This window comes from Massilia jejuensis (assembly GCF_042656795.1).
GTDB lineage: Bacteria > Pseudomonadota > Gammaproteobacteria > Burkholderiales > Burkholderiaceae_D > Telluria > Telluria jejuensis.
Genome location: NZ_JBHSMS010000079.1, coordinates 181,268 through 199,909 on the forward strand (window position 1 = coordinate 181,268; position 18,642 = coordinate 199,909).

Annotated in this window: 14 protein-coding genes and 1 pseudogene; 7 read left to right on the forward strand and 8 right to left on the reverse strand. The window is 64.0% G+C overall.

Going from position 1 to position 18,642, the window contains the following annotated elements:
- Positions 1 to 193 precede the first annotated feature (193 nt).
- The 3 genes from ACFPOU_RS22510 to imuA all read right to left on the reverse strand — a co-directional run bounded on the left by ACFPOU_RS22510 (position 194) and on the right by imuA (position 4,270).
- A complete protein-coding gene (locus ACFPOU_RS22510; RefSeq protein ID WP_379726891.1) occupies positions 194 to 1,681 on the reverse strand; it encodes a DUF5666 domain-containing protein in 1,488 nt (495 codons plus the stop codon).
- 470 nt (positions 1,682 to 2,151) lie between these two features.
- Positions 2,152 to 3,633, reverse strand: a complete 1,482-nt coding sequence (locus tag ACFPOU_RS22515) for a Y-family DNA polymerase (RefSeq protein ID WP_379726894.1) — start codon at positions 3,631 to 3,633, stop codon at positions 2,152 to 2,154.
- Positions 3,563 to 4,270 (reverse strand): translesion DNA synthesis-associated protein ImuA, encoded by a 708-nt coding sequence (gene imuA, locus ACFPOU_RS22520; protein ID WP_379726897.1) that lies wholly within the window; start codon positions 4,268 to 4,270, stop codon positions 3,563 to 3,565. Before imuA ends, ACFPOU_RS22515 begins: the two co-directional genes overlap by 71 nt.
- Before the next feature lie 238 nt (positions 4,271 to 4,508).
- Here imuA and ACFPOU_RS22525 point away from each other — a divergent pair, with 238 nt between their 5' ends.
- The 3 genes and pseudogenes from ACFPOU_RS22525 to ACFPOU_RS22535 all read left to right on the forward strand — a co-directional run.
- Positions 4,509 to 5,747 (forward strand): putative Na+/H+ antiporter, encoded by a 1,239-nt coding sequence (locus tag ACFPOU_RS22525; RefSeq protein ID WP_379726900.1) that lies wholly within the window; start codon positions 4,509 to 4,511, stop codon positions 5,745 to 5,747.
- Positions 5,748 to 5,757: 10 nt separating this feature from the next.
- Positions 5,758 to 6,195: a type VII toxin-antitoxin system HepT family RNase toxin gene (gene hepT / locus ACFPOU_RS22530; RefSeq protein ID WP_379726903.1), complete on the forward strand. Its 438-nt coding sequence runs from the start codon at positions 5,758 to 5,760 to the stop codon at positions 6,193 to 6,195.
- Between the two features lie 161 nt (positions 6,196 to 6,356).
- Positions 6,357 to 6,791, forward strand: a pseudogene (locus ACFPOU_RS22535) (AMP-binding enzyme); the annotation flags it as partial.
- A gap of 71 nt (positions 6,792 to 6,862) precedes the next feature.
- On the opposite strand, the gene ACFPOU_RS22540 reads toward ACFPOU_RS22535, so the two are convergent.
- The 4 genes from ACFPOU_RS22540 to ACFPOU_RS22555 form a co-directional block, all read right to left on the reverse strand.
- Complete coding sequence (locus ACFPOU_RS22540) at positions 6,863 to 9,004, reverse strand: ATP-binding protein (protein ID WP_379726906.1); 2,142 nt, start codon at positions 9,002 to 9,004, stop codon at positions 6,863 to 6,865.
- A 95-nt stretch (positions 9,005 to 9,099) separates the two neighbouring features.
- On the reverse strand, positions 9,100 to 10,674 hold the full coding sequence (locus ACFPOU_RS22545) for a hybrid sensor histidine kinase/response regulator (protein ID WP_379726909.1): 1,575 nt from the start codon (positions 10,672 to 10,674) through the stop codon (positions 9,100 to 9,102).
- Positions 10,675 to 10,679: 5 nt separating this feature from the next.
- A complete protein-coding gene (locus ACFPOU_RS22550; RefSeq protein WP_379726912.1) occupies positions 10,680 to 11,483 on the reverse strand; it encodes an alpha/beta fold hydrolase in 804 nt (267 codons plus the stop codon).
- A gap of 78 nt (positions 11,484 to 11,561) precedes the next feature.
- On the reverse strand, positions 11,562 to 11,933 hold the full coding sequence (locus ACFPOU_RS22555) for a response regulator (RefSeq protein ID WP_379726915.1): 372 nt from the start codon (positions 11,931 to 11,933) through the stop codon (positions 11,562 to 11,564).
- Positions 11,934 to 12,096: 163 nt separating this feature from the next.
- On the opposite strand from ACFPOU_RS22555, the gene ACFPOU_RS22560 reads away from it, so the two are divergent.
- Entirely contained in the window at positions 12,097 to 13,227 is a 1,131-nt protein-coding gene (locus tag ACFPOU_RS22560) for an MBL fold metallo-hydrolase (RefSeq protein WP_379726918.1), read from the forward strand.
- A gap of 501 nt (positions 13,228 to 13,728) precedes the next feature.
- Positions 13,729 to 14,811, forward strand: a complete 1,083-nt coding sequence (locus tag ACFPOU_RS22565; RefSeq protein WP_379726921.1) for a porin — start codon at positions 13,729 to 13,731, stop codon at positions 14,809 to 14,811.
- A 112-nt stretch (positions 14,812 to 14,923) separates the two neighbouring features.
- On the opposite strand, the gene pepA is transcribed toward ACFPOU_RS22565, so the two are convergent.
- The gene (gene pepA, locus ACFPOU_RS22570; RefSeq protein WP_379726924.1) at positions 14,924 to 15,781 is read right to left on the reverse strand and encodes a flocculation-associated PEP-CTERM protein PepA; all 858 of its coding nucleotides are present in this window, start codon (positions 15,779 to 15,781) and stop codon (positions 14,924 to 14,926) included.
- Positions 15,782 to 16,186: 405 nt separating this feature from the next.
- Here pepA and ACFPOU_RS22575 point away from each other — a divergent pair, with 405 nt between their 5' ends.
- Together ACFPOU_RS22575 and ACFPOU_RS22580 are read left to right on the forward strand one after the other, a co-directional pair.
- Positions 16,187 to 16,780, forward strand: coding sequence for a DUF2760 domain-containing protein (locus ACFPOU_RS22575; RefSeq protein ID WP_379726927.1), 594 nt, complete (start codon positions 16,187 to 16,189; stop codon positions 16,778 to 16,780).
- A complete protein-coding gene (locus ACFPOU_RS22580; RefSeq protein ID WP_379726930.1) occupies positions 16,777 to 18,636 on the forward strand; it encodes an Hsp70 family protein in 1,860 nt (619 codons plus the stop codon). The genes ACFPOU_RS22575 and ACFPOU_RS22580 overlap by 4 nt, the downstream gene beginning before the upstream one ends.
- The last annotated feature ends 6 nt before the right edge of the window (positions 18,637 to 18,642 follow it).

The window sequence follows — 18,642 nt, forward strand, 5'->3', positions numbered from 1 at the left end:
GAACTATCAATGTACTGACTGGGCTCCGTGTTTCAATAGGGCTACGTTCTTGGCACAAATAGGGTCGCCAAAATTTCGCCCCATTCCCAGGCTATCCTTAACAATAAGGTGCTGCGCAAGAGAGTTTCATGAGTTAGACGATTGCGCGCATCCGGCTGTTCAGGAAAACCTGGGATGTTGCTGGTCAGGTGCGTTAATCGTCGAGCTTAATTTTAGAAGCTATTAAGATGCCACCTGTCATGACACCTTCAACTTCCAGCTTCTTATTACCCAACGTGGCCGGCGTCAGTGTCTCGACGAACAGCGTGGCATCATTCCATTTGACATTAACGGTCGAAGCGCCGGTAAGCACAAAGGTTTTTGCATCGATATTGACATTGTTTGCAATACCTTCGCGCTCGACGGTCGAGGTATCATCGTCCAGTTTTTCGCACTCGATTTCCTTGACCTTCACACTGCCGTCGGCAGCAAGGAACCCTTCGATCTTCACCTGGAGATCGTTGCGCAGCGTAGTGCCGGCCGGACAATCAATCTCGGCGGTCGCGGCGTTCATCTTCATCCCACGCACAGAGAAGTCAGCGTTCGAGACAAAATCGAGGATCGAGCCGTGCAGTTCCACTTCACCGGCTTTTTCTGTCTCAACCGAGCGAAGCGCGATCGACCTGGCCTTGACCGATCCGTCTGCCTGATACATGCCCTTCACCCGGACGTAGGCACCGACGGTCAGGTCCGCGAAACTCTTGCCGGCATGGTCGAACCTGGCCTCTGTTGCACTAATCTCGAGTCCGTCCAGCGAGAATGTTTTTGCGCTCATATTCACATTGCCGACGATGCCGCGCAGTTGAGCTTCCGTGTCGCGGCTTTCGTCACGATGATTTTTCACTTTTATCGCCGTCGCCGAGACCACGCCGCCCGCAAACGATGCCGAGGCAGGAATCGAGACAGCGACATCGGCGCCATTGGAGAGTATCGCCGAGGCTGGCGTGATGGACACATTCTGGTAGTTGACGGTCAGGTCGCCAATCTTGAATGTACTGGCGGCGGTCGACAGAGAGGTCACCTTGCCGCGCAGTTTGTGCACCGTCCCCAGTGTTTTTTTCTCGACCCGGGTCGCCTGGATCTGTATCTTGCCAGCCGCATCGGTTTTAAGGATGCCGTGAATCTCAACCCCATCACCTGTTTTTGCGTTGGCAAACGTGTAGGGCGCCTCGAAGACGGTTATTGGACCGGATGCCCGATCCGTATTGATGACAACCGTCATCCCCAATACCGTCATCGTGCTGGCCGCCGAGTCGACGGCACTAATCACACCCTGCATTGTCGGGATAACCGACACTCGTTTGGCTTTTAGCGTGCCGTCGTGCTGAACCTCCACCGATTGGCCGATCTTCAGCTCGACATTTCCCGGCACTCCATCAGCGTTCTCGATGAGTGCAAGGATGCCACGGTCGTCAATCCGCACGCCATCGATAATGATACTGCCGAAACCCGTGACGGTGCCTGCCACGGTAGGTGCGCCCTGAGTCGACGTCGGGGCGGCTGGTGCGGCTGGTGCCGCTGGTGCGGCTGACGCCGCCACGGCCGGCGCTTGTGCCTGTGTACCGCCACCACCGCCACAGGCGACTAAAATTAGTGCCGAGGAAGCGGCTGCGAGGCTCACAAGAACTTGTTTTTTTGCCATTATTTTCTCCGACTATTTGAACGACGTTACACCCGAAGCTGGTGCGAGTATATTTATCTAAGGCAATTTTAATTTCTGTTGGTAAAGTTGTGTGAGAATTTGTGGTTGCCGTTGTATTTCGGTTTTCGTGCCCCTGCTCGAACCTTCCCTTGTCGGCTAGAAGATCGACAAACTATGTCCCACGGAGTATATGAACTCGGCTGTGGCAGCGGCATGACCTGCTGGCGCTGCCTTCACGAGTGGCTGAAAGCGAGTGTTTGGCAGAGTGTGCATGAGGCCATTGATTCGCATTGGTAAAGTGTCCACGGAATCCAAGCAGATCACTCGTGCAGTGACCGTATATTGCCAGCCGCCAGCCGCCAGCCGGCAACGGATTAGCGAAGCCGAACGGATGGAAACGGCCGGTGGCGAATACATCAGCTTCCTTGGAAAATGCGAAGCGCCCCGGATTTGCCGGCAGATTGTTATGCTCATCCAAACAACCCGTGCAAGAACCATCTCGGATCCGCATCCTCCGACGCTCCCACGATACGCTCGCGGTACACCCAGTACAGCGTGTGATCCTGCCCTTCCGCAATAAAATAATCGCGCGTCTGCGATGCGTTCCACCAGCCCGCCTCGATGCGCTCCGGCGTCGACGCCATCCGCAGGGGTGAGCCATAAAACGGCCGGTGATTGCGCATCAGGAGCGCGATCGGCTTGGCCAGGATCCAGGTCGGGCGCGGCAGGCTTTGCACGTCCGCCGGCAATTGCGCGCAACGCACCGATTCGCGCACTTTCTGCTGCACCGGCACCCAGGTGTTGGCGACCTCGGGGCGGTAGTCGGCCTGGGGCAGCGCCTGCAGTACGTTGTCCGGCCCCAGGCGCGCCACCAGCAGTTCCAGCATGCGTACCCGGTCTTCCTCGCTGCCGCCCGGCTCGGGAAACAGCGACCCGGTCGGCGGCGCCATCGGCTGCAACTGCGGGGCGTCCAGCGCCAGGCCGATCACGGGGGCTTCCAGCACCACCTGTGCCAGGCGCTCCTTCAGCAGGCGCACCAGGTGGGCGTTGCGCCAGGTCGGTTCGCCCAGCGCGATCTCGACGGCGGTGGGCGGGCGCGCCACCCTGCCGCGCTCGTGTTCGAGCAGCAGCGTGATGCGTTCGACGGCCAGCTGGTGCGCGCACAGCCAGCCGGTCAGCTGCTGCACCAGGCGCTCGGCGCCTTGCAGGCATTGTTCGGCGTTGTCGATGCGCTCGAACAGTTCGATCTTCGCGTGAAAGACGGTGGGCGCCTCGATCCATTCGAACAGTTCGGGCGCCATGCCGTAGGCGGCGTCGAGCAGGTCGAGCAGCGCGCGGCCGCAGCGGCGCTGCAGGCCGGGGCGCGGCAGGCGGCGCATGGCGCCGATGTCGAAGCAGCCGATGCCTTCGAACCAGGCGGCATACGGGCGCGCCGGCGGCGGCAAGGTGCTCGGCAGGCGGTCCAGGCGGCGCGCGAGCGAGGCGATGGTGAGCACGCGGCCGGCGCGCCGGCGCGCCAGCAGCCAGCTGCCGCGCGCGGTGGGCGCGCAGCTGAGGCAGCCTGAAAAGCCGAGCGCGCGCAGGCTGGCGCGCACGCGGGCGCACAGGGCACGGATGCCGCCGAACAGGCGCAGGCTGGCGCCGATGTCGATCAGCAGGGTCGATTCCTCGGCCTGGGCCACCTGCGGCGTGTACTGCAGCAGCGCCATCGCCACCGCGTGCAGGGCCTCGGCCTCGCGCTCCGGGGAACGCTCGACGATGCGCGCCCCGGGCATGAGCATCAGCACGCCGCCGCGACGCATGCCGGGCTGGACGCCGGCGGCGCGCGCCAGGGGCGAGGCAACCAGTACCCGCTCCGCCTCGAGCACGACGACCCCCAGGTCAGTTGACCAGTTCGGGCTGAAGACCTCGAGCGGTAACTGGGGCAAATACAGGCCGATCCACAGGCGCATGGCGTTGGAGCAAAGTAGGAGCGAGAGGCAGGAACAGCGGCGCGTCGCGCTGCGGTCCCCGGCGTTTGATGAAGCCGATGTCGAGTCCGCCGGCAGCGGGCCGCAGCGACAGACGCAGCGGTGCCGGCGAAGAATCCTGGGCACTGGCAAGCGGACGCATCATGAAGAACAGGGTTTCGCCGCACTGGGCCGCCAGGTGCAGACGGCGCAGGCTTTCGCCGCGCGCGTGGTTGGTCCAGAACAGCAGCGCGCCGCAACTGCCGCTGCGCAGCACCTGCTCGGCCGCCCACAAGGCGTCGGCCCCGCGGCCCGCGCGCAGCCAGATCAGCTGCGACGGCGGCACGCCGAGCGCGGCCAGCGCCAGTGCCTGCGGCGGATGGGGCGGCTGCAGCAGCACGATGCGGCGCCCGGCGGCGGCGGCCAGGGCCGGGCGCAGCAGGCGCATTTCACCGATGCCGGGCTGCTGCAGCAGCAGATCGATCAGGGTGCCGGTCGGCCAGCCGCCACCCGGCAATTGCGCCGACAGCGCCGGGTGGCCGGTGTCGGCGCAGCGCGTATTGCCATGCGCCAGCTGCGAAGCGCGCCACAGGGATGGGTGCAATGCTTCAGGCGAGGCAAGAGTTTGTGAACAAGACATAATGAGGGAAATACAAAAGTACTGGATGGATATACAGTACTCGGTCGTTCAGCTTTTGGCAAGATTTGTCTAGCCCGAACACGTAGGATTTAACCTTGCGCTTGTGTGCGCGCAAACCCGCGCTTGAAGAGCAAGGCCGGCCGACATACCATCCAGCCTCGATCAAAAGATGAAATAATGCGCTTTCACTTATTATCCGCATGACAATGACCGCTTCTTCCTTCCCCGGACGCTGCCCATGACCACGATCCAGCTGGTCGGCGCCCTCCTCTTTGCCTGCGCCCTGGTCCATACATTCGCCGCCAAGGGCTTCGAGATCCTGGCCGATCGCCACCCGCGTCATGAAGGCCTGTTCCACTTGCTGGGCGAAGTCGAGGTCGTGTTCGGCTTCTGGGCCTTCATCCTGGTCGTGGCGATGGCCGTCATTTCCGGTCCGGGCACGGCCGTCGATTACGCCGAATCGCGCCAGTACACCGAACCCCTGTTCGTGTTCGTGGTCATGGTGATCGCCGCCTCGCGCCCGGTCCTCGACGCCGTGCGCGCGCTGCTGGGAACGGTGGCGCGGCTGGTGCCGCTGCGCACCGAGGTCGCGCTGGCCTGGCTGGGATTGGCCCTGGTGCCCCTGGCCGGCTCGCTGATCACGGAACCGGCCGCGATGACGCTCGCCGCCCTGATGCTCGCACCCCAGGTGTTTCGTCCCGGAATTCCCGAAGCGCTGAAATACGGCGCGCTGGGCGTGTTGTTCGTCAACGTCTCGATCGGCGGCACCCTCACAGCCTACGCCGCGCCGCCGGTGCTGATGGTGGCCACCACCTGGGGCTGGGACAGCGCCTACATGCTGGGCCATTTTGGCTGGCGCGCGGCCATCGCCGTATTCATCAACGCAAGCGTCGTCACCCTGTTGTTGCGCAAGCACCTGGCACCGGCAGTTGCCGACCCCGTCAAGCCGGTGCCCATCAAGGTGTCGGCCGTCCACTTGGCCTTCCTGGCGGCGGTGGTGCTGCTGGCGCATCACCCGGTGCTGTTCGTCGGCGTGTTCCTGCTGTTCCTCGGGTTCACCCAGGCGTACCAGCGTTACCAGGACCCCTTGATCCTGAAGGAAGGGCTGCTCGTCGGATTTTTCCTGGCCGGACTGGTCGTGCTGGGCGGCATGCAGCAATGGTGGCTGCAGCCGCTCGTTTCCAGCCTGGCGCCGACCGCCCTTTTCTTCGGCGCGCTCGGCCTGACCGCAATCACCGACAATGCGGCACTGACCTATCTCGGTTCGCTGATCGCGGGACTGTCCGAGCACGCCAAATACATGCTGGTGGCCGGGGCGGTGGCCGGCGGCGGCCTGACCGTGATCGCGAATGCCCCGAACCCGGCCGGCGCCGCGCTACTGCGGCACGGCTTCAACGACGAATCGATCGGCGCACTGGGCTTGCTCGGCGGTGCCCTGGGGCCGACGACCGTTGCCGCAATCCTGTTCCTGATCTGAAGGAGTATCCATGGACGACACCGTATTGGTCGACAAGACCGCCATCATCGAACGCTGCTGCCGCCGTGCCCGCGAAGAGTACGAGAAGGACCCGACCACCTTCGTCGGCGACCTCACCCGCCAGGACGCGGCCACCTTGAACGTCATCCGGGCCTGGGAGGCGGCGGTCGAGATGGGCGACTACGTGATCGCCATGGCGGATCTTGGCGAACCGTTCAACGAACGCGAGGTCATCACCATCCTGGCCGACAACGGCTGGATCGACGCCACCCTGGCCGAGAACCTGAAGCGCACCGGCGAATTCTGCCGCGCCGAATGGGACCAGCAGGCCGCGCCGCTGCCGGCCCTGGTCACGATCATCAAGCGCGGGCTGGACGATTTCGGCGCCTACAGCCTGGCCTTGACGACCGGGGCGGCGGCGCTGCCCGATACGCGCCAGCCGGACTGACAGCGGGATTGCCGCGCCGTGCGGCCCGAATATCGCGTATATAGCGCGCACCGATCACGCCAACGACCTGGAGAGCACATGCACCGCAGCCCGAGCTATGTCCATGGCGCCCATGACGTTCCCCTCATCGGCGACACCATCGGCCCGTTCCTGGCGCGGATATGCATACCGGCGACCTCGCCGTGATCGACGAACAGGGGTTTGCCACCATCGTCGGGCGCGCGAAGGACATGGTCATTCGCGGCGGCGAAAACATCTATCCGCGCGAGGTCGAAGAGTTCCTGTATCGCCATCCCAAGGTGCTCGACGTGCAATGCGTCGGCGTGCCGGATGCGAAATACGGGGAAGAGTTATGTGCCTGCATCGTCCTGCGTCCGGGAGAACAAGCGACGCAAGACGAGATGCGCGACTTTTGCAAAGGCCAGATCGCGCACTACAAGATTCCGCGCCATATCCGTTTTGTCACCGGCTTTCCAATGACGGTGACGGGGAAAATCCAGAAGTACCTGCTGCGCCGGCAGGTGACCGAGGACCTGGGCCTGGCCGGTGGCGGCATCCCGGGACCGGCCGGCGCGCCTGCCGCCCAGGGTGCATGAATCAGGTTCGATAGCGAACCTTCGCCGTCAAGACAGCCGCGCCGCTACGGCAGCGGCCCGCGCGCATCCAGTCATGGCAGCTTCCAGGAATGGAGGCTGGCCAGCACGGTCAGCAGCTCCGCCGGCTCGACCGGTTTGGCAACGTGCATCTGAAAACCGCAACTCAATGCGCGCATCCTGTCCTGGACCCTGGCATACGCCGTCAGGGCCACGGCGGGCGTGCTCGGCTGGCCCGCGCTTTGCTCGCGCTTGCGCAGTTCCGTGATGAATTCGTACCCATCCATTCCAGGCATCCCGATGTCGCTGACGATCAGGTCGGGGCGTATGCCTTCGAACAAGGTCAAGGCATCCTGGGCATTCGAGGCGGTCTCGACGACGGCATGCGCGCTTTGCAGCACCGCCGCCAGCATATTGCGCGCGTCGTCATCGTCTTCCACCAGGAGTACGGTCGCACCGCGCAAGCCGAATTCCCCGATATCGTCCGGCATGGCGACATGGTTCGGCGATGCAGGCGAGCGGGCCGGCTCAGGCTCGCTCTTGACGGCCGCAAGCGGCAAGGTCACGATAAACACGGAGCCCTTCCCCAGCCCTGGACTCGATACCCTGACATCGCCCCCGTGCAGCTCCACGAGTTTCTTCACGATCGCCAGGCCAAGGCCCAGCCCGCCGTGCTGGCGGGTCGAGGTCGGATCGACCTGGGTAAAGGTATCGAACACGCGCGACAGGTGTTCAGCCGGAATGCCGGCGCCATTGTCGCTCACGATGATCTGTATGTTGGATGCGTGCTTTTTCAGCGTCAACTGGACACGGCCGTTTTTTGGCGTGAACTTGATCGCGTTCGACACCAGGTTCCAGACAATCTGTTGCAGCCGTTCCGGGTCGCCCGAGACCGGACCCGCGGCAGGGTCGGCGATCAGTTGCAATGCAATGTTCTTGGCCCCGGCCGCGGGACGCAGGACCTCCAGCGCCGCTTCGAGCGGTGCATGGGGAGAAATGAGCTGCACATTCAAGCGCAGCTTGCCGCTGACAATGCGCGCGATGTCGAGCAGGTCTTCAACGATCTGCGCCTGACTGCGCGCATTGCGTTCAATCGTGGCGATTGCCCGCGTCCGCATCTCGAGATCCAGCTTACCCGACGTCAGCATCTGCGACCAACCGAGAATCGAGGTCAGGGGCGTACGCAATTCATGCGAGACAGTGGCCAGGAACTGGTCCTTTGCCTCGTTGGCGCGGGCGGCCTCTTCGTACAATTTCTGCTTCTCCAGCGCGTCCTGCTCGGCGCGCCGGCGCGCGAACAGCGCTTCCTGGTAGAGCGTGGCCTTGTTCAAGCCGACTGCCGCCTGCGCCGCCAGGGTTTCCACCAGGCGCTCATGACCGTCGGTAAACTGATCTGCCTGCGCGTGCCCAAAAAACAGTCCGCCAATGACTTCGCCATCGCCCAGGCTGACCGGAACCGCCAGATATGACCGTACCGGCAAGTGCCCCGGCGGCATGCCATAATGCGGCGCCATTTTCCCGTAGCGCGGGTCGGCGCGGATGTCGCCGCTGCGAATGGTTCCTTCGCCCTGGAAAGTCGGACCGAACAAGTGGGTGGCGCGCGGCAGCGGGAACTTGTCGAAGAGTTCCTTGGGTACGCCTGCAATCGTATAGAGCGTGTAGCTTTCTCCGGCTTCGTTCCGGACATTGTAGAAAAACGCGCCGAACTGTGCCCCGGTCAGCTCGGTTGCACGCGCCGTCACCGCTTCGACGATCTTTTCGTGGCTGAGTTCCTGCAGGATTAACTGGCCGATCGCATGCAGTGCCTCTCTTTCGCGCTCTTGCTGCAGCCGCGGGCGGGCATCCTGGACTTCGATCACCGTTCCCACGACCCTGCCGTCGCGTCGGATCGGGCTGGCTGTGAAGCGGACCGGATAGAACGAGCCGTCACGATGCACGAAGGTCTCTTCGCCATGCTCTTGCATATTCTCCGGCGCCGCCCTGTCGATCGGACACTCCTCGAGGGGGTATGGGGTGCCGTCGGGATGCGTGTGATGCACGAAGTGATGCAAGGGCGCGCTGCTGACTTCTTCGAGACGGTAGCCAGTGAGCGCCTCTGCCGCAGGATTCATGTACACACAACATTGTCGTTCATCCATGACGAACAAGGCGACGGTCGCGTTTTCACATACGTCTTGGAGGTGAGAAAGAAGCCTGGGCTGGATGGGAAGGGACACGGGTTAGCTCTTATAATTTGACCAGGAATTATACGTCTCCCTGGCCCGGTTTCTTGTTTTGCCGCTTGCGATGCCGCGTCGCGCCCTGGAACAGCTCAGGATGCCTGGGGGAGGCCGGAGGCCAGCAACAGGCGCAAATGCCCAAAATCGATGGGCTTGGTCAGGTGGTGATCGAACCCGGCATCGAATGCAAGCTGGCGATCTTTCTGCTGTCCCCAGCCGGTGGACGCGATCAAGGTCATGGATGGCCCCCGGACCGTCGCACGCATCCGCCTCGCCAGTTCATAGCCGTTCATGTCGGGCAGCCCGATATCGAGCAAGGCAACCTGGGGCGCGAAATCCGTGACGACGTCGAGCGCCGCTTGCGCGGTATGGGCCACCCGTACCTCGCAGCCGAACAACGCCAACGCCATCGTCATCGTCTCGGCGGCATCCTCATTGTCATCGACGACCATCACGCGAAGACCGGCTTGCAGACGGTTGTCTTCCTCGACGGCATGGCCACGCACAGCCGAGGTAATGACAGGCAGGCGCACGGTGAACGTGCTGCCCCGGCCCGGTCCGCCGCTGTCGGCGCAAATCGTGCCGCCATGCAGGTTCACCAGCCCCCGCACCAGCGCCAGCCCGATGCCCAATCCGCCCTTGGCACGCTGCAAGGCCGGTTCGAGCTGGGAGAACATATCGAACACCCTCGCCAGCGCCTCCTGCGGTATGCCGATGCCGTTATCCTGCACCTCGATGCTGGCGTGCATGTCGTCACACGCGAGCACGAGCGAGATCATGCCGCCGTCGGGCGTATATTTGGCTGCATTGGTCAGCAGATTCAGGACCACCTGGACCAGGCGGGTGGCGTCGCCATGGACAATGACCGGCTGTTCGGGCAAGGACAGGCGCAGCGCGTGGCGAGCCGACTGCATCAGCGGCGTGACATCCTGCACCGCACTACGCAGCAAGCCGGCCAGTTCCACCGGTTGCTGCTGCAGCTGCATGCGGCCCTGGGTAATGCGCGAGACTTCCATCAAATCATCGACAAGCCGCGTCAAGTGTTTCAGCTGGCGATCGAACGCCGATAGCAGCCGTTCGTCCGCCAGGCCGTGCAACTTGATTTTCAAAACATCGAGTGCACTTCGCATCGGCGCCAATGGATTGCGAAGCTCATGCGAAAGCGTTGCGAGGAACTCATCCTTGCGCCGGTCAGCTGCGGACAATTGTGCATTGACTGTCTGAAGCTGCGCTTCCGCCCCCTCGCGCGCTGCGAGTGCCGCCTCCGCAGTCTTGCGGGCAGCAAGCAGTTTGCGCTCGTAGGAACGGCGGTCCGCGGCCTTGAACAGGGCCCACTGGTCGAGCACGCGTTCTTCGTCATTCAAGCGCATGATATTGATCAGCATCGGCACACGCTCGCCTGAACGATTCAGCAAGTCGACCTGCACTTCGCCCACCGATCCGTGTACCTGCAGGATCGGCAGACAATGCGTGTGATGAAACAAGCGCGCACCCACCGGCAGCAAGTCCGGCATGCGCAGCTTGCCGGCCAGTTCCTCGGCCTCGTAGCCCAACCAGCTGCATGCTCTGGCGTTCGCCTTGAGGATCAAGCCATTCGGCTCGGCCAGCACGAGCGCGCAAGCTGCATGCTCGAATAAAAAGTCGCCGGACGGCAGTGGCTGTGCCATTGCGATCAACGCAAGATGTTTGCGACAAAACGCTCGATGACCTGCGAGCTTTCCGTCGGCGCGCTCATGTGCGGGCAATGCCCCACATTCTCGATCACATGCAGCACGCTCCGTGGAAGGTGGCGATGCAGGTATTCACCGACCGCGCGTGGTGCGATCAGGTCGTCGCTACATTGCAGGATCAGTGCAGGCACGGTCGACTTGGGCACATCCGGGCGGTGATCGGAGAGGAAGGTCACGCGCGCAAAATGTTTTGCGATTTCCGGATCGTTTCGGCAGAAACGATCCGTCAATTCCTGGCGCAAGGCCGGCTGCTCGGGCACACCCATGATCACCGGGGCCATACTGCTGGACCAGCCCAGGTAATTCGATTCAAGCGTATCGAGGAGTTCGTCGATGTCTTCCCGGCCGAATCCCCCGGTGTAGTCGCCATCGTTGAGATAGCATGGAGAAGGACCGATCATGACTTGCGCGGCAAAGCGCTCGGGCGCCGCCACCGTCGCCAGCAAGCCGATCATGGTGCTGACCGAATGCCCGACAAACACGACCGGACCGCTTGCGCATTCATCGAGCATGTCGAGCAAGTCATCGGCATATCCCTGCAGCGAATCGTATTTCGCCCGGTCATACGCGCTCAGGTCGGACCCGCCGCTGCCGACCAGATCAAACGAAATGGTACGGAACCGCTTGTCGAATGCGGGAATAAGAAAACGCCACATGGTCTGATCGCAACCGAATCCATGTGCAAATACCATGGTCGCCGGTCCCGTACCTGCAATACGAACATTATTTCTTTTTAAGACAGACATCAGCATCTTCCCAAAAAAAAGCAGGTAGCCGGCGCCCCTCGACGCGACAGGACATTTCTAGCGCAGGGGCGCCCACATTCAAAATTCGCTGCAGGCTATATCGACCAGCTCGGATATGTTGGCAGGCTTGGTGAGATGGATATCGAAGCCCGCTGCGCGGGCCCGGATGCGCGAGGCTTCATCGCCCCACGCAGTCAAGGCGACGAGCTTGACATCGCTCAGCCCTTTGTCGGCACGTACGGCCTGGGCTACCTGATAGCCATCCATCACCGGCATGCCGATGTCGAGAAAAATCAGATCCGGACGGTGGGCGCGAGCCGAGTTCAGGCATTCCAGCCCCCCATAGGCGACCTGTGCATCCAGGCCGTAAATCTGCAACATTTGCGCAGTCATATCAGCGGCGTCAACATTGTCATCGACGACGAGAATTCTCTTTTTAATCGATTCCATGCTCTTCTTGGTGTGTTTGTCGGGATCGTGCAAGGCTTGCCGGTACAAGCTTGATTGTCACACCCACTGAAAGTTTTGTCACAAATATTACAATATTAACAGCCATCCCGAAATTTATTGTCTCATTGCAGTACATCCCGGGGGGACCTTGAAGCAGCATGGTATGCCAGGCCACGCATGCTGCGGCAAACAGATTGTCTTTTTCGACAGGCAAACCGCGGCGCCGAGGCGCCGGCGGTACCACTCGCCTGCCGGGCGCCACAGTTCAAGGACCGTCCTGCTTCTCGACCACAGCTACGGCGGCATCACCTTCCTGGTCGACCCGATGCTGGCACCGAAAGAGCGCTATCCCGGCTTCGAAGGCACGGTCAACAGCCATCTGCGCAACCCGCTGGTCGGGCTGCCGCTGCCGGTCGAGGACATCATCAGCGCCGACGCCGTCATCGTCACCCACACCCACCTCGGCCACTGGGACGAGGCCGCCAGGGAGGCGCTGCCGAAGACCATTCCCCTGTTCGCGCAGGACGAGGACGATGCGCCCGCGATTCGCAAGGACGGTTTCACCGACGCGCGGGTGCCCGGTGAAGACACCGGATTCCGGGGCGTGCGCCTCACGGCCGTCACGGGCCAGCACGGCAGCGAGGCCCTGATGGCGACGCTCGGTTCCTTCCTCGGCAAGACGGCCGGCGTCGTGTTTCGCCGCGCGGGCAGCAAGCTGGTGTATGTCGCCGGCGACACGGTCTGGACGCCGCAGGTGGGGGCGGCGATCGCGGCATACCGGCCCGACGTCATCGTGCTCGACACGGGCTATGCGCGCATCGCCGGCTTCGACGGCTCGATCATGATGGGCAAGGAAGGCCTGGGCCGCGCCTACCGCGCGGCGCCGGGCGCGACGCTCGCCGGGATCCACATGGAGGCGTTCAACCACATGACGCAGTCGCGCCGAGACTTGCTCGCCCATGTGGCCGAGCACGGCATGGATGCGGCGCGCGTGCTGGTACCGGACGACGGGCAAGCCTACCGCTTCCAGCTTTTCAAACTTTTAGAACGCTTACCGGTCCCGGCAGCCAGCAACACGTCGATCCGGGTGCGTACCTCAGCGCCTGAGCTTCGTCCTTGCCGAGCGCAGTACGCGCTGGGCGACGCTGGCATCGACGCGCATGAGGTGCATGAACACCCTGGCGACGCCCTTCCCGAAGACATGGCGCACGGCCTGCGACCGGTAGACAAGCTTCGACATGCGTTGATCGCGGCGGTCGTAGCGCCGGTCGTATCCTGGTTGAAGGTCTTCTAGCACGACGGCCAACCTTGTCCGCCGGCGGCGGCAACTGCATGAAGGGGACGTTGGAGGAGATGTTTCATCATGTGGTGACGGGTACGAATTAAACAATCACCCATTACAGAGCAAAGGCGCGCTCGCGAACAGCGTTGCGCTTGTAAGAAACGTTACAAAACGTCACAGGACCCTTCATTTCCGGCCAAATATTTCACCTCTGCATCAATTAACGGGCAATGGCCGTCTGGCGTTATCCTGCCAAGCGCCGCCCGGTAGCGCCGGCGTGTTCACCGAAAGGAAAGCCGCATCGTCCAGCGTCCTGGACGGTGCTGCCGGACTCGCGCTTCCTCCCGCCGCCGTCATTCACCGCCCCGCTGCCGATCCGCTGAGGTAGTATCGAGCAGATGCGCGGGATCGCCGGGCAACGCGCCGGCCAGCCGGCGGCGGCGCCATTATCGAACGAAGACGAGCGCGCCGGATCGGGAACCAGGCTTCACACATTGAGAATCAGGAGACAGCATGAACAAGACCATCGGCGCCGCAGCAGCCTTTGCGCTCGCCGCCGGCGCCGCGCAAGCCCAGACCGGCATCGCCATCTACGGCATCATGGACGCCGGTTTGCTGCACGAGCGCGGCGGCGTGGCCGGCAGCGTGACCAGGGTAGGCAGCGGCATCGGCTCGGCCTCGCGCATCGGCATTCGCGGCACCGAGGATCTCGGCGGCGGCATGACGGCCGTGTTCACGCTGGAAAACGGCACCAGGATCGATACCGGCGAAGTCGATGCCGCCGGCACCATCTTCAACCGCCAGGCTTTCGTCGGCATCAAGGGCAAGGCTGGCATGGTCACGCTGGGCCGCCAGTACACGCCATGGCACCAGGCGCTGACCCAGGTGGGCGATCCGTTCGCCACCGGCTACGCCGGCGGCGCGAAGAACGTGTTCCCGGACTTCGGCGCCAACGTCCGCACCAGCAATACCGTGATATATACCACGCCGACCATCGGCGGCTTCACGGGCGACATCGCCTACGCCTTCGGCGAGCAGGCCGGCAGCGGCAAGTCGGGCCGCAACGTCGGCGCCTCGCTCGGCTACGTGCAGGGTCCGCTCACCGTGCGCGTGGCCTACAACCACAAGAACTCGGACATCGCCGCTGCCCCGGGCCTCATCCCTGTCGTGCGCGGCAATGCCAGCAACAAGCTCATCGCGGCGAACTACGACTTCAAGGTCGTGAAGGCGTACGCCGCCTTCAGCGCCGACAAGGGTATCAACGCTTCCCCGCTGGGCAACACCAACAATCCGTTCGGCGGCGTGCGTCCGACCGCCTCGACCGACGGCAACGAGTTCCTGCTGGGCCTGGTCGCGCCGGCCGGCCCGGGCAACGTGGTCGCCACCCTGATGCGCAAGAACGACAAGACCGCGCTCGACCAGGACGCGCGCTCGTACGGCATCGGCTACCTGTACGGCCTGTCCAGGCGCACGACGATCTACACGGTCTACGGCCACACGGTCAACAAGAACGGCGCGGGCTATACGGTGGCGAACAACACCGACGCCGGCAGCGGCGACACGGCGTTCAACCTGGGCGTGCGGCACACGTTCTGAGCGGGGCCCGCCCGGTGCGGGCACGCATCGAAAGCCGCACGGTGCAAGTCGCGCGGCGCCATGAAAAAGAGCGGGCAAGCCCGCTCCCGCCGATGTCGCCCGGCCCGATCGTTCAAGCGCGTTTCGCGCGCCTGCGGGCAAGGACCCCGGCGCCCAGCATGCCGATGCCGAACAAGGCCAGCGAACCCGGCTCCGGCACTTCCGAAAGCTTGACCTGGCCGTTGGTTCCCAACATGAAATGCCGGCCCGGCGAGTTCGCATAGTCCGTACCGTTGCAGCCCACGCCGGTAAAGCCGGCGAAGTCGCAGGCCACTTCGTCGACCAGCAAGTCGCCCGGACTCTCGATCGTGTTGGCATTGGTGAAGGCAAATGCCATGATCGATTCCATCGACAGGTCGTTGCCGTTCTCACGGAAGAAGTAGCCGGCGTCGAGCGCCCCTGCCTGTGCCCGCGCGAGCACCGTCACCTGGCCGTTGCCGAGTGGCGAACCGCTCGCATCGACCAGCCCGCCTCCGCCCGCCATCACGTCGAAGACGGCGATCTCTTCGCCGAGGTCGGCGCCGTAGATCCCTGCCGAGGTGGCGTACTGGTTGTTGACCGGGTTCTGGAAGATGCGGATGGTGCCGGCGCTGAAGGTAAAGGCGCCACTGAAGTTACCGGTACCGGTCGCCTCGAAGGTGGCGGTAATGTTACCGCCCGGGAAATTCACCGGGAACAGCTGCCCATTGCTGTCCGCCTGCACGATGTTGAACACGGCATGTTCGGTGAACGAGAAGCTCGATGGGCCCGTCGGATTGAGCTGAATGAAGGCATTCCCGTTCACATCCAGGTGTTCATTGATGACCTGTCCGCCGGCGAAACCGCCACCGGTCGGATTGAACACCCAGTTATTCAAGACCGGGGCGGCATGGGCAGCCCCCATCGACATGGCGATCGCGGTAGCGCAAGCGAGTTTTTTTAGCAGTTTCATGACGGAATTCCTCATCACGTGGTTGAACAGCGTTGGACAGCACTGCACTAGCAAGCAACCCTCGTACCAGCGTATTTACATATATAAAAATCAAGTACTTGCAGCTTTTTGTTAACTCGGCAATTCGTGAAATGTAAAGAATTTCGACGCTTTTAAGCTGGAAACATGCCCTGCCTCCCCATGCCTTGCCTGCGCGTTCGCCGGGTTCGAGGGTAAGGGCTGCAACGGCCAATGCGCGGGAGTGCGGCGCCGATCGCTTGCAATCCGCGCACGCGTCCGCATGTTCCCCTCTTCGGTGCCGCGTGCGTTGCCCGTGGTCGAACTGGTATCATTCGCGTTTGTCCGGACCATGGCCCCGAGGCTGTCTGACAGCCTGCCGGTCCCTCACCCTACAGAACATCAAGAATGAGCACACCGACCCAACTGCCCTCTTTCTGGAGCCGGCTTTCCCTGGCCTTCGGCACTTTCTTCAAGACCGTCGGCGACGCCGAATTCGCCGCGCGCGTGCGTGACGACCAGCTCGGCCCGGTCGCCGCGCCGCCTGCGCCTGCGCCGACCCCCGCCCCCGCCCCTGTCCCGGCCGCCGCGCCCGCCCCGGTGCCCGTCCAGCTGCGCGAAGCGACGCCGGACGCGGCGCTCCAGCTGCTGACCCTGTTGCAGCGCGAAGCGCGCCTGATCGATTTCGCCCACGAAAACCTGGCCGCCTATGCCGACGCCGACATCGGCGCCGCCGCCCGCGTCGTGCACGAAGGCTGCGCGCGCGTGCTGAAGGACCACTTCACGATCCTGCCCGTGCGCAGCGAAGCCGAGGGCGCGCGCATCACGCTCGAGGAAGGCTTCGATGCGTCCAGCGTGCGCCTGACCGGCAACGTGGTGGGCACGGCCCCGTTCAAGGGCACCCTGTCGCACCGCGGCTGGAAGGCCACCAGCGTGCGCCTGCCCCAGCTGGCCAAGGAACACGACGCCAGCGTGCTGGCGCCGGCGGAGGTGGAACTGTGAGCGCGCGCTACGCCATCGGCATCGACCTCGGCACCACGCACAGCGCGCTGTCGTATGTCGACCTGGAAGCGAGCGAGGGCGAACGGACCGCGCACGGCGTGCTCGAGGTGCCGCAGCTGACCGCGCCCGGCACCGTCGAAGCCTTGCCGCTGCTGCCCTCCTTCCTGTACCTGCCGCATCCGGACGAACTGGCGCCGGGCGAGCTGGCCCTGCCCTGGAATACCGATGGCGAGACGGCGGTGGCGGGCGACATGGCGCGCTCGCGCGGCGCCACCACGCCGATCCGCCTGGTGTCGTCGGCCAAGAGCTGGCTCTGCCACCCGGGCGTGGACCGCCGCGCCGCCATCCTGCCGAGCGACGCGCCGGACGAAGTCACGCGCGTCTCGCCGCTGGAAGCCTCGACCCGCTACCTGGCGCACCTGCGCCGCGCCTGGGACAACGCGCATCCGGAAGCGCCCTTCGACCAGCAGCAAGTGACGGTCACGATTCCCGCCTCGTTCGATCCGGGCGCGCGCGAGCTGACGGCCGAAGCGGCCCGCAACGCCGGCTACGTATCGGCAAGCCTCCTGGAAGAGCCGCAAGCGGCCCTGTACAGCTGGATCCAGGGCAGCGGCGGCAACTGGCGCAAGCAGGTCAAGGCCGGCGACATCGTGCTCGTCGTCGACGTCGGCGGCGGCACCAGCGATTTTTCGCTGATCGCGATCCTCGAGCGCGACGGCAAGCTGGAGCCGCACCGCGTCGCCGTGGGCGACCACATCCTGCTCGGCGGCGACAACATGGATCTCGCGCTGGCCCACCTGGTGGCGCGCAAGCTGGCCGCCGGCGGCACCCAGCTCGACGCCTGGCAGATGCGCGCCCTCACCTACGGCTGCCGCGGTGCCAAGGAACACCTGCTGGCCGACGCGAACGCGGCAGATGGCAAGGTCGCGGCCTGGCCGATCGTCGTGCCGAGCCGCGGCTCGAAACTGATCGGCGGCTCGATTCGCACCGAACTCACGCGCGAGGAAGTGGCGACCTTCATCCTGGACGGTTTCTTCCCGCGCGTGGAAGCGGCCGCGCGGCCCGCCACGCGTGCCAGGGCCGGCCTGACGCAACTGGGCCTGCCCTATGCGCAGGACGCGGCCGTCACGCGCCACCTGGCTGCCTTCCTGGCGCGCCAGGCGGGAGCGACCGCCGAACTCGAAGGTTTCGAAGACCGCGCCGGCGCCGCGCATTCGTTCCTGCATCCGAGCGCGGTGCTGTTCAACGGCGGCGTCTTCAAGTCCGGCAGCCTGGCCCAGCGCGTGATGGACACCATCAACGACTGGCTCGATATGGAAGGCGCGCCGCCCGCGCGCATGCTGGAAGGCGCGGACCTCGACCTGGCCGTGGCACGCGGCGCCGCCTACTACAGCTATGCGCGGCGCGGCGGCGGCGTGCGCATCCGCGGCGGCACGGCGCGTTCCTACTATGTCGGCGTCGAGTCCTCGATGCCGGCCATTCCCGGCATGGAGCCGCCGATCCAGGCCCTGTGCGTGGCGCCCTTCGGCATGGAAGAAGGCAGCGAACTCGAACTGCCGGGCCAGGAATTCGGCCTGGTGGTGGGCGAACCGGTGACGTTCCGCTTCTTCGGCTCGACCACGCGCCGCCAGGATGCGATCGGCGAAGTGCTCGACTTCTGGAGCCCGGACGAGCTGCAGGAACAGAACGCCATCCAGGCGACCCTGCCGGCCGACGGACGCATGCCGGGCGACGTGGTGCAGGTCAAGCTGCACGCGCTGGCGACCGAAGCGGGCACGCTGGAACTGGCGGCGGTGGCGCGTGACGGCCAGCGCTGGAAAGTCGAATTCGACGTTCGCTCCACGTCGCAACAGTGACGCGGC

Coding starts and splice junctions, on each gene's coding strand:
- ACFPOU_RS22510 (WP_379726891.1), bottom strand. CDS start 1,681: ATGGCAAAAAAACAAGTTCTTGTGAGCCTCGCAGCCGCTTCCTCGGCA.
- ACFPOU_RS22515 (WP_379726894.1), bottom strand. CDS start 3,633: ATGCGCCTGTGGATCGGCCTGTATTTGCCCCAGTTACCGCTCGAGGTC.
- imuA (WP_379726897.1), bottom strand. CDS start 4,270: ATGTCTTGTTCACAAACTCTTGCCTCGCCTGAAGCATTGCACCCATCC.
- ACFPOU_RS22525 (WP_379726900.1), top strand. CDS start 4,509: ATGACCACGATCCAGCTGGTCGGCGCCCTCCTCTTTGCCTGCGCCCTG.
- hepT (WP_379726903.1), top strand. CDS start 5,758: ATGGACGACACCGTATTGGTCGACAAGACCGCCATCATCGAACGCTGC.
- ACFPOU_RS22545 (WP_379726909.1), bottom strand. CDS start 10,674: ATGGCACAGCCACTGCCGTCCGGCGACTTTTTATTCGAGCATGCAGCT.
- ACFPOU_RS22550 (WP_379726912.1), bottom strand. CDS start 11,483: ATGTCTGTCTTAAAAAGAAATAATGTTCGTATTGCAGGTACGGGACCG.
- ACFPOU_RS22555 (WP_379726915.1), bottom strand. CDS start 11,933: ATGGAATCGATTAAAAAGAGAATTCTCGTCGTCGATGACAATGTTGAC.
- ACFPOU_RS22560 (WP_379726918.1), top strand. CDS start 12,097: ATGCCAGGCCACGCATGCTGCGGCAAACAGATTGTCTTTTTCGACAGG.
- ACFPOU_RS22565 (WP_379726921.1), top strand. CDS start 13,729: ATGAACAAGACCATCGGCGCCGCAGCAGCCTTTGCGCTCGCCGCCGGC.
- pepA (WP_379726924.1), bottom strand. CDS start 15,781: ATGAAACTGCTAAAAAAACTCGCTTGCGCTACCGCGATCGCCATGTCG.
- ACFPOU_RS22575 (WP_379726927.1), top strand. CDS start 16,187: ATGAGCACACCGACCCAACTGCCCTCTTTCTGGAGCCGGCTTTCCCTG.